Raw genomic sequence first — 9,567 nt, 5'->3', positions numbered from 1 at the left:
TCCCTTCAAAGTTTACATTTTTAAGTGTCTACTTTGAAGGGAGCATATCATTTGCATGGACTAGTCCTTTTTATATGTGAACTCATTCGGTTTTGACCGTGAAAACTTATATGTAATATATTGTAGTAGAGTAGGGATGCGTCAGTAGTTTTTATTCATGGGATAATTTGACTTAGTGTGAGTAGTTTGAACAAGTATTTATCATATGTTGTATATTAATATAAAAAATAAAATACTATCGCTTATGCCCCTAATAAAGAAATATAAGTTCGTTTCATTGATAAAAAAATAAAGCAAATGCTATTAATAATAGCATTTGCTTTATTTAAGTTTTGAGATATGATTTTATTGTCCAGAGGTCATACCAGCTCCACCTTGTTGCATCGCTTGCTGTTGTTGTTGCTGCTGTTGTTGTTGTTTGATTTTATCTGGATCTAGAATGGAATCTTCGATAGCTTTTTTGATATCTCGATCTTTATAATCTACTTTGTATTCATCTAATAATTCTTTATAAGCGTCAGTTAATAATTTAGGACTCTTTTGTACTTTTTGTTGGATTAATTGTGATTTTAGCTTACCTTTTTCTTTATCAAAGTCATTTTCTTTATCTGCTTTAATAATATGATAACCATAATCCGTTTTAACTACTTTTGAAACGTCACCTTCTTTAAGTTTGAATAGTGCTTTTTCAAAATCTTTTTCCATTTGTCCTTTGATAACATAGCCTAAACTACCATCTTTTTTAGCTGAAGATTTATCCATGGATTCTTTTTTGGCAATTTCTCCAAACTTATCAGGATTTTCTGATACTTGTTTTTGGATTTTTTCTGCTTTTGCCTTCGCATCTTTATCTGATAAACCTTCTTTGTCATCTTTATTCTCTTTAACTTTAATTAAGATATGTGAACCTTTTTTCGTAGATTCTTTGATTTCTTTATCAGAAATATCTACTTTATCATTTAGTAGTGCTTTTTGATAAGATTGTAATTTTTTCTGCTCTTTATAGTCACTAAGTGACATTTTTTGTTGTTTCAACATACTTTCAAATTGATCTTTACCACCATATTGCTTCTGTTCTTTCTCAACCTCTTTATCAATATCTTTAGTATCTATTTTATCTTTATACTTATCTGCTAACAATTTGTTTAATAAAATTGAAAAAGATGTATTTGCAACTTGCTCATCGCCCATTTTATTCATTACATCTTCAACCTTAACATCGCCAGCTTTTGATGAAATGATTGTATCTTCTTTAGAATCTGTAGCACTATTACCACAAGCACCTAATAGTAATGCACTGGCAGTAACAGGAATTATAACTTTTTTAAATGTTTTCATGTTTGGGAACTCCTTTTGTAAGAATAACAACGTAAATATAACATATAAAGTCGTTTTCACCAATTAGAAACCTAATATATACGACTATAGTTGTAAGCTTTTTAAGTAAAAAAGAATGCATTAAATAAAAAAAGCAAACATTGCTGTTTGCTTAATCAAGTTCATTATTCAAATTTGAGGATACTTTATTTAAAATATTAATACCTGTTTGATGTTCTTCAACATAAGCCCCTTCATTTGAAAATAATATAATTTTTAAATAAAGAAAATCCATAACTGAATAGCCTAAATTTAAAGCAATTAAAAACATTAAATAATGACCATATTGCGGAATTAAAGTACTTACATAAGCACAGATAATTGTAATAAATAAAGCAGGCGTGATTAAATCAAAACAAAAGTAATATTTATTAACAGGTGTATTTACGTACACATTATAAAATGGCACAGGTTTACGTTTTACTAATTTATATTTTTTAAATGATTTACGATAGGGATAGAAAAATAATAAATGGATTGATTTATGTAATGGATACAAAAGTACCACTAAAATTAAAAATATCAAAAAGTGATCATCTGTTAACTTGGTATTTGAAAAGAAGTATAATAGTTCGTATGCAATTAAAAAAGTAATAATTGTAGTAGCAAAACTAAGGAAAGCAATTCTAGGTATGCCAAAACGAGCGTTAATATCTATTTGACGTGTACATAAATACATTACGCAATCATACTCCTTTTAAAATATATTGAATATACTTTCGTATTATCTAACGTATTAATGCAATCGTCAAGTTTAACTTCATGCTAATTTTAGAGATTGAATGATTATTTAGGAAAACACACTTGTTGAACGTTATTGTTCTTGAGCAAAGAAATTTATAAGACTATAAATTAGTTCTGAATTAGTATTATTTCAAATGTTTAAAAAATCTATTGTAAAAAATAAAAGAGTTATAACTCTTTTAAAAACTAAGTCATAACTCTTATTTAACAAACTTATTATTTATCTTTTTCAAACGCTTTTGAAATTTCTTCGCCACGATTTTGTAAATTCTCAATATGAGATTGCAAATTTTCAATATTAGGATCGATATCAGATTTAAAATCGCCAATCATCGTTTTTACTTCGTCACCGATAGTGCTTCCAATTTCAGTACTTTCGGATTTGATTTGAGCAATGTAATTTACAATATCATTGACGTTTTGTTTTATTGTATTGATTTCTCTATCAAATTCAGATTCAGCACCTGTAGGTTTACGCGCTTCTGTCACGTATTGGCTTGAATTTTTCTTATCACGATTCATTAATGCAACACCAATTCCAGTTGCAACACCAGCACCAAGACCTAGTAATAATTGAGCTGTTTTCATAAAAATTCTCCTCATTTCTAAAATTTCTGAGCCATTAATAATTTTAATATACCCTATATCATATCAGCTATGCATAATTAATTAAATTGAGCTGCAATTTCTTCTGCAATTTTTTTCTTCTGATCATCGTCTATACTTTCTTCATGTGTTTCCCATTTATAACCAAAACCATCTACTTCATTTTCATATCTTGGTAATAAGTGAAAATGTAAATGGAAGACAGATTGATCGGCAAATTCACCATTATTTTGTATAATATTTAGACCATCAGGGTTAAATGCGTTTTTAATTGCGTTTGCTACTTTAGGTAAAGCAACGCCTATATGTTTCATTGTTTCACTATCTGTTTCAAAGATATTTGCAGAGATTTTTTTAGGAACTAATAAAGTATGACCCTTAGTCACTTGAGAGATGTCTAAAAATGCATAAACAAATTCATCTTCATATACTTTATAACTAGGAATCTCACCATTGATTATTTTACTAAAGATTGTTTCGGACATAAATCTTCACTCCTTGTCAGATATTTAATAACCATTATAGCATTACTGATTAATTTCCGTCATTTTTTGCAGTAAGTTTATGAACAATGTTTGATTTTTGATACAATACTATTTGTGGAGGTGCCTTATGACAGTAAAAGTAGAGCATTTAACAGGTGGATATGGCAAAAGACCTGTGATTAAAGATATAAATTTTGAATTGAAAAAAGGAGAAATTGTTGGTTTGATAGGATTGAATGGTGCTGGAAAGAGTACTACTATTAAACATATGTTAGGTTTATTAACGCCGATGGAAGGGCAGTTAACAATTTCAGATATTAATATCAAAAAAGATGTAGAAACTTATAGACGAAAATTATCATATATTCCAGAAGCACCAGTGATATACGATGAATTAACGTTGCAAGAACATATTAACATGACTGCAATGGCGTATAATATTGATAAAGAAGAAGCTATGAAAAGAGCAAATCCATTATTAAAAACATTTAGGTTAGAAAATGAGTTAGATATATTTCCGAGTCATTTTTCTAAAGGTATGAAACAAAAAGTAATGATTATTTGTGCATTTATTGTGGATCCAGAACTATATATCATTGATGAACCATTTTTAGGTTTAGATCCTTTAGGTATTCAATCTATGCTTGATTTAATGGTTGAAAAAAAAGAAGAAAATAGAACTGTATTGATGAGTACACATATTTTGGCAACTGCTGAAAAATATTGTGACAGATTTTTAATAATGGACAAAGGTCAAATCGTGGCATTCGGTAATATAGATGAATTAAGGGAACAAACTGGATTAAATGGTAAAACCTTAGATGAAATATATATATATGTTACCCAAGGTGGCCAGAACTCATGAGACAGGAAGCTAAACAATTATTTGATGTAAGAAAAAAAGAAATCACAAAGGAGAAAAGTTATTATAATAAATTTATATTTAATGGTCATTTTTCCGTATTTCTTGTGATTTTATTAGGTGCATTTATTTTGGGCTATGGAGATTGGTTGAAATCAATACCTAAACATATTAATTATGCCTTAATTGCAAGTATAATCACTGCCATTACTTCTATGTTTCCAATTAGGACTCTATTGAAAGATGCAGATAAATTATTTCTATTGCCGTTTGAAAATCATATGTCTGAATATATGAAAAAGAGTTTGATGTATAGTTATGTTACTAGATTACCTATACAAATATTATTAATTATTATATTATTTCCATTATTTTATGTGCTTAATAACAAAACGTTTGGCTTTTATATTATCTTTGCTGGACTAGCAATTATATGCCCACTCTTAGGTTTATTATTGAAATGGCAATGGTATAAATTTAGACTTGAACGCTGGTCATTATTTAGCATTTTGTTTGTAATATTTACATCTGGTTATTATGTAGCTTTAGATCCTAAAAATATTTCAAGTATTTTTTCAGTTATTATACTTGTTGCATTGACACTGTTAATAAAACATTTAAACAAAGACTATTTGTTCCCATGGGAGCATATGATTAATACAGAACAACAACATCATATGAATTATTATAAATTTGTAAATATGTTTACAGATGTAAAACAATTAGAAGAGAAAGCAGTAAGGAGAAGCTATTTAGATCCGTTATTGTGGAAACCAAAACCTAAAAAATTTAATGACAACTATATGTATCTTTATTTATTTATTAGAAGTTTTGCTAGAGGTAAAGACGCATTTAATATTATATTACGCTTGATAATTATAGCCTTAGTTATGATGATATGGTTACATCAAGTTATCGTAATTTTATTAATTGGTAGCCTGTTTATGTATATAATTTTGTTACAAATGGCTCAATTTTATACACAACAAGCATATGGTTTATGGCCTCAAGTGTGGCCGGTATCTGATAGTAAGGTGATAAAAGGGTATGAACAATTTTTAAATAGATTAATGTGTTTTATAGGCGTGATATTTATTGTTACTTTTGCTATTGTTCTCCCACAATATAGTTTATTTGGATTGATATTCTTTCTTGTAGGATGGTTGACGATTAGAAATATAACTAAAAAACTGAAATATCAAGAAAGTTTGCTAACAGATTAAAAAATCGCTACTCAAGTTTTAGCTTAGTGCTAATTTTGAGTAGCGATTTTTAATTAATAATCATCAATTGGGAATAAATATCTTTCAAAGTAACTAGAATGTTGACCACTAGAACCAAAGAATTGACTTAGTGCAAGTTTATCAAAGTTGTCTTGGAAAACGGCAGAGGCTTTGAAATCCTCATAGTCTGTACGACTATTAAAGCCAAAATAAATTTTGTATGTTAATCCTTGATTTGGTTTTAAAAAACGGTAACTTCTGTAACCAGCAAATTGTTTAAAATCAGTTGTTACATTTTCTAATTTCTTTTCTAATTGATAAGCATGATCTTCTGATGTTGGTATGAAAATAACAGAATAGAAGTAATTTTCATCTAAATTCCCTTCAGATTTAATGATGTCATAAGCTAACGGATGTTTTAAAACAGTTTCACCTTCTGTTTCTTCTATAATGACTGAAGAGTCAGAAGCTGAAAATTGTAATAGATTATGTGTCGGATTATTCAGTTTAATTTGATTCAAATAACCAAATGTACCGTAAGATGCGTATATTTTCATAAATTTTCCCCCTTGAATTGTTTAAGAAACATTGGATAACTATTATAATTTACTATATATACTTCTAATATTTCAAATAAATGTAAAATAGACTTTAACAGTATTATAATTGATTTCTGCTAGAAAACAATAGTCAAATAATTAAGATCATAAAGTGACACACTTTGTCATTTTTATGACATTTCTATACATTGAATACGGTAAATTAATGGATATGGTAATATTAATAAGAATGATTATAATGTAGGAGGATTACAAGGTGCATAATAAAAATAATACAATCCTAGATATGATTAAGGGCAAAGAAGTTAAACACACACCTGTGTGGTTTATGCGTCAAGCTGGTAGATCACAGCCTGAATATAGAAAATTGAAAGAGCAATACTCTTTATTTGAAATTACACATCAACCAGAATTGTGTGCATATGTGACACATTTACCAGTAGATAACTATAATACGGATGCCGCGGTTTTATATAAAGACATCATGACACCGTTGCAACCGATAGGCGTTGATGTAGAAATTAAGTCTGGGATAGGTCCAGTAATTCATAATCCGATTAAAACTATTCAAGATGTTGAAAGATTAGGGAAAATTGATCCGAAACGGGACGTTCCATATGTATTAGATACAATAAAATTATTAACTGAAGAAAAATTAAATGTGCCATTGATAGGTTTTACAGGTGCGCCATTTACATTAGCAAGCTATATGATTGAAGGTGGTCCTTCTAAGAATTATAATTTTACAAAGGCGATGATGTATAGTGATGAAGCAACATGGTTCGCACTTATGGATCATTTAGTTGATATGTCCATCACTTACACGACTGCCCAAATAGAAGCTGGTGCAGAAATTATTCAAGTATTTGATTCTTGGGTTGGTGCATTAAACGTCCATGATTATAGATATTATATAAAGCCAGCAATGAAAAAGTTGATTAATGGAATTAAAGCGAAACATGATGTGCCAGTTATTTTATTTGGTGTCGGTGCAAGTCATTTAGTACATGAATGGAATGATTTACCAATAGATGTATTAGGTTTAGATTGGAGACTATCCATTAAGGAAGCAAATGATTTAAATATAACTAAAACATTACAAGGAAATTTAGACCCTTCTTTACTATTAGCACCTTGGGAAGTTATAGAAGCAAGATTAAAACCTATTTTAGATCAAGGTTTAGCTCATGGCAAACATATATTTAATTTAGGTCATGGTGTTTTTCCACAAGTTAAACCTGAAACTTTAAAAAGAATTACTACATTTGTTCACGAATATACACAAAGATAGTTAGACATAAACATTGTGAGCAAGATTTACAATTAATTATGTCATCTACATCTAAAAAATTTAAATAAAAGGATGATTTTAAAATGGCAAAAACAGTAGGCTTATTAGTAATGGCTTATGGTACACCTTATAAAGAAAGTGATATAGAAGCTTATTACACAGATATTAGACATGGAAAAAAACCTACAGAAGCAGAATTGCAAGATTTAAAAGATAGATATAAATTTATTGGTGGTTTATCACCACTCGCAGGCACTACGAATCGACAAGCTGAAGCTTTATGTTCAGAGCTGAATAACCAGTATACAGATGTTAATTTCAAGTTATATATAGGCTTGAAACATATTCATCCATTTATTGAAGATGCTGTAAAAGCTATGCACAAAGAAGGCATAGAAGAAGCGGTGACTGTAGTACTCGCACCACATTATTCTAGTTTTTCAGTGGGCTCTTATAACAAACGTGCACAAGAAGAAGCAGATAAATATGGTATTACTTTAAAACATGTTGAACATTATTATCAACAACCTAAATTTATCCAATATTGGACTGAAAAGGTAAATGAAACTTTAGAGCAAATACCAAAAGAGGAACATGATGAAACAGTTTTAGTTGTATCAGCACACAGTTTACCAAAAGGTCTTATCGAAAAAAATAACGACCCATATCCAAACGAATTGCATGATACTGCTGAATTATTAAAAGCTAAATCGAACATCATTCATGTAGCTGAAGGATGGCAATCGGAAGGTAATACAGGTACACCTTGGTTAGGACCTGATGTTCAAGATTTAACAAGAAATTTATACGAAAAATATAATTATAAAAATTTTATTTATACACCTGTAGGCTTTGTATGTGAACATTTGGAAGTATTATACGATAATGATTATGAATGTAAGATAATTTGTGATGAATTAGGAGTCAATTACTTCCGTCCAGCAATGCCTAATACAGATCTACTATTTATTGGTGCAATCGTTGATGAGATAAAAAATGTTTATTAAAGGAAGCGTGAATTACATTGACTAAGCGTATCGCAATTATTGGGGCAGGCATCACTGGTCTATCTAGTGCTTATTTTATAAAATCTAAACGACCTGATATCGATGTCACAATTTATGAATCTTCTAATAGAGTAGGCGGGAAAATTCAAACATACCGAAATGAAGGTTATACCATTGAATTAGGTCCAGAATCCTATTTAGGGCGCAAACAAATTATGACAGACATAGCCAAAGACATAGGGCTTGAAGATCAACTTATTACTAATAAAACTGGGCAATCGTATATATATGCTAAAAACAAGCTCTATCCGATTCCTGGGGGGTCTATATTAGGAATACCGACAGACATCAAACCATTTCTAAAAACCAAATTAATTTCTCCGTTGGGGAAATTAAGAGCTGGAATGGATTTGTTTAAAAAAACAGTAGACATGAATAGCGATATGTCGGTAGGTGAATTTTTTAGAACACGATTAGGTGACGAAGTGTTAGAAAACCTAATAGAACCATTAATGGGTGGTATTTATGGTACAAATATCGATGAGCTTAGTTTAATGAGTACTTTTCCTGAATTTAAAGAGAGAGAAGAACAATTTGGAAGCCTTATTAAAGGAATGCGATATGAGAAAGCGCAAAGAATCAAACAACGTGAACTTTATCCTGGTGCACCTAAGGGACAATTTAAACAGTTTAGACATGGATTGAGTTCATTTATAGAACATTTAAAAGATGATTTGGTAGCAAAAGGTGTTAATATTAAGTATCAAACTGCAGTTCGCGATATTACTGCTTCACAGAAAAAATATGTAATAAAAACAGATAATGAAAAGCATATTCATGACAGTGTTCTAGTTACAACGCCACATCAAAAATTCTTACAATGGTTTGGTAATGATCCTGCTTTCGATTATTTTAAAAACATGGATTCTACTACAGTAGCAACAGTTGTACTTGCATTTGACGAAGCAAATATCATCAATAACTATGATGGCACAGGATTCGTTATTGCTCGTACAAGTGATACCAATATTACAGCTTGTACATGGACAAGTAAGAAATGGCCATTTACAACACCTGAAGGTAAAGCGTTAATTAGAGCTTATGTTGGTAAACCAGGTGACACTGTAGTTGACGATCACACAGACGAAGAAATCGTGAAAATTGTGAAAAAAGATTTAAGTAAAATGATGACCTTTAAAGGCGCACCTGATTTTAGTATTGTAAATCGATTACCAAAAAGTATGCCGCAATATCAAGTAGGACATATTGAACAAATTAAAGCGATACAATCACATATTAGAAATAATTATCCTAAATTACGTATTACAGGTGCATCATTTGAAGCTGTAGGGTTACCAGATTGTATAAAACAAGGTGAAGATGCAGTGGAAGAGATTTTAAATGAAATTTAA

General features: G+C 29.8%; 10 protein-coding genes. 5 read left to right on the top strand and 5 right to left on the bottom strand.

The genetic code is table 11. The annotated features are described in order from the left end of the window. Positions 1–345: 345 nt before the first annotated feature. The 4 genes from prsA to CD032_RS10685 all read right to left on the bottom strand — a co-directional run bounded on the left by prsA (position 346) and on the right by CD032_RS10685 (position 3,212). Positions 346–1,338, bottom strand: coding sequence for a peptidylprolyl isomerase PrsA (gene prsA, locus CD032_RS10700; protein ID WP_019468046.1), 993 nt, complete (start codon positions 1,336–1,338; stop codon positions 346–348). Between the two features lie 151 nt (positions 1,339–1,489). Then, a complete protein-coding gene (locus CD032_RS10695; RefSeq protein WP_019468047.1) occupies positions 1,490–2,056 on the bottom strand; it encodes a DUF3267 domain-containing protein in 567 nt (188 codons plus the stop codon). A gap of 281 nt (positions 2,057–2,337) precedes the next feature. After that, entirely contained in the window at positions 2,338–2,709 is a 372-nt protein-coding gene (locus tag CD032_RS10690; RefSeq protein ID WP_019468048.1) for a YtxH domain-containing protein, read from the bottom strand. Between the two features lie 77 nt (positions 2,710–2,786). Then, positions 2,787–3,212 carry an HIT family protein gene (locus CD032_RS10685; RefSeq protein WP_019468049.1) on the bottom strand — a complete coding sequence of 142 codons (426 nt, stop codon included), beginning with the start codon at positions 3,210–3,212 and terminating at the stop codon, positions 2,787–2,789. 127 nt (positions 3,213–3,339) lie between these two features. Between CD032_RS10685 and ecsA the strand changes: the two genes are divergently transcribed. Beyond that, the gene (gene ecsA, locus CD032_RS10680) at positions 3,340–4,077 is read left to right on the top strand and encodes an ABC transporter ATP-binding protein EcsA (RefSeq protein WP_019468050.1); all 738 of its coding nucleotides are present in this window, start codon (positions 3,340–3,342) and stop codon (positions 4,075–4,077) included. Beyond that, positions 4,074–5,297 carry an ABC transporter permease EcsB gene (ecsB, locus tag CD032_RS10675; protein ID WP_040030386.1) on the top strand — a complete coding sequence of 408 codons (1,224 nt, stop codon included), beginning with the start codon at positions 4,074–4,076 and terminating at the stop codon, positions 5,295–5,297. The genes ecsA and ecsB overlap by 4 nt, the downstream gene beginning before the upstream one ends. A gap of 53 nt (positions 5,298–5,350) precedes the next feature. Here ecsB and CD032_RS10670 read toward each other — a convergent pair whose 3' ends face one another. Next, a complete protein-coding gene (locus CD032_RS10670; protein WP_019468052.1) occupies positions 5,351–5,854 on the bottom strand; it encodes a hypothetical protein in 504 nt (167 codons plus the stop codon). Between the two features lie 259 nt (positions 5,855–6,113). Here CD032_RS10670 and hemE point away from each other — a divergent pair, with 259 nt between their 5' ends. The 3 genes from hemE to hemY all read left to right on the top strand — a co-directional run bounded on the left by hemE (position 6,114) and on the right by hemY (position 9,567). Next, positions 6,114–7,148 (top strand): uroporphyrinogen decarboxylase, encoded by a 1,035-nt coding sequence (gene hemE / locus CD032_RS10665; RefSeq protein WP_019468053.1) that lies wholly within the window; start codon positions 6,114–6,116, stop codon positions 7,146–7,148. A gap of 83 nt (positions 7,149–7,231) precedes the next feature. After that, complete coding sequence (gene hemH, locus CD032_RS10660; RefSeq protein ID WP_019468054.1) at positions 7,232–8,155, top strand: ferrochelatase; 924 nt, start codon at positions 7,232–7,234, stop codon at positions 8,153–8,155. Positions 8,156–8,172: 17 nt separating this feature from the next. Continuing rightward, on the top strand, positions 8,173–9,567 hold the full coding sequence (hemY, locus tag CD032_RS10655) for a protoporphyrinogen oxidase (protein WP_103211472.1): 1,395 nt from the start codon (positions 8,173–8,175) through the stop codon (positions 9,565–9,567).

Source organism: Staphylococcus cohnii subsp. cohnii (genome assembly GCF_002902365.1).
In the GTDB taxonomy this organism is placed as follows: Bacteria; Bacillota; Bacilli; order Staphylococcales; family Staphylococcaceae; genus Staphylococcus; species Staphylococcus cohnii.
Note: the sequence above shows the minus strand (reverse complement) of the source record. Positions and strands in the feature narration are given on the sequence as shown.

Coding starts and splice junctions, on each gene's coding strand:
- prsA (WP_019468046.1), bottom strand. CDS start 1,338: ATGAAAACATTTAAAAAAGTTATAATTCCTGTTACTGCCAGTGCATTA.
- CD032_RS10695 (WP_019468047.1), bottom strand. CDS start 2,056: ATGTATTTATGTACACGTCAAATAGATATTAACGCTCGTTTTGGCATA.
- CD032_RS10690 (WP_019468048.1), bottom strand. CDS start 2,709: ATGAAAACAGCTCAATTATTACTAGGTCTTGGTGCTGGTGTTGCAACT.
- CD032_RS10685 (WP_019468049.1), bottom strand. CDS start 3,212: ATGTCCGAAACAATCTTTAGTAAAATAATCAATGGTGAGATTCCTAGT.
- ecsA (WP_019468050.1), top strand. CDS start 3,340: ATGACAGTAAAAGTAGAGCATTTAACAGGTGGATATGGCAAAAGACCT.
- ecsB (WP_040030386.1), top strand. CDS start 4,074: ATGAGACAGGAAGCTAAACAATTATTTGATGTAAGAAAAAAAGAAATC.
- CD032_RS10670 (WP_019468052.1), bottom strand. CDS start 5,854: ATGAAAATATACGCATCTTACGGTACATTTGGTTATTTGAATCAAATT.
- hemH (WP_019468054.1), top strand. CDS start 7,232: ATGGCAAAAACAGTAGGCTTATTAGTAATGGCTTATGGTACACCTTAT.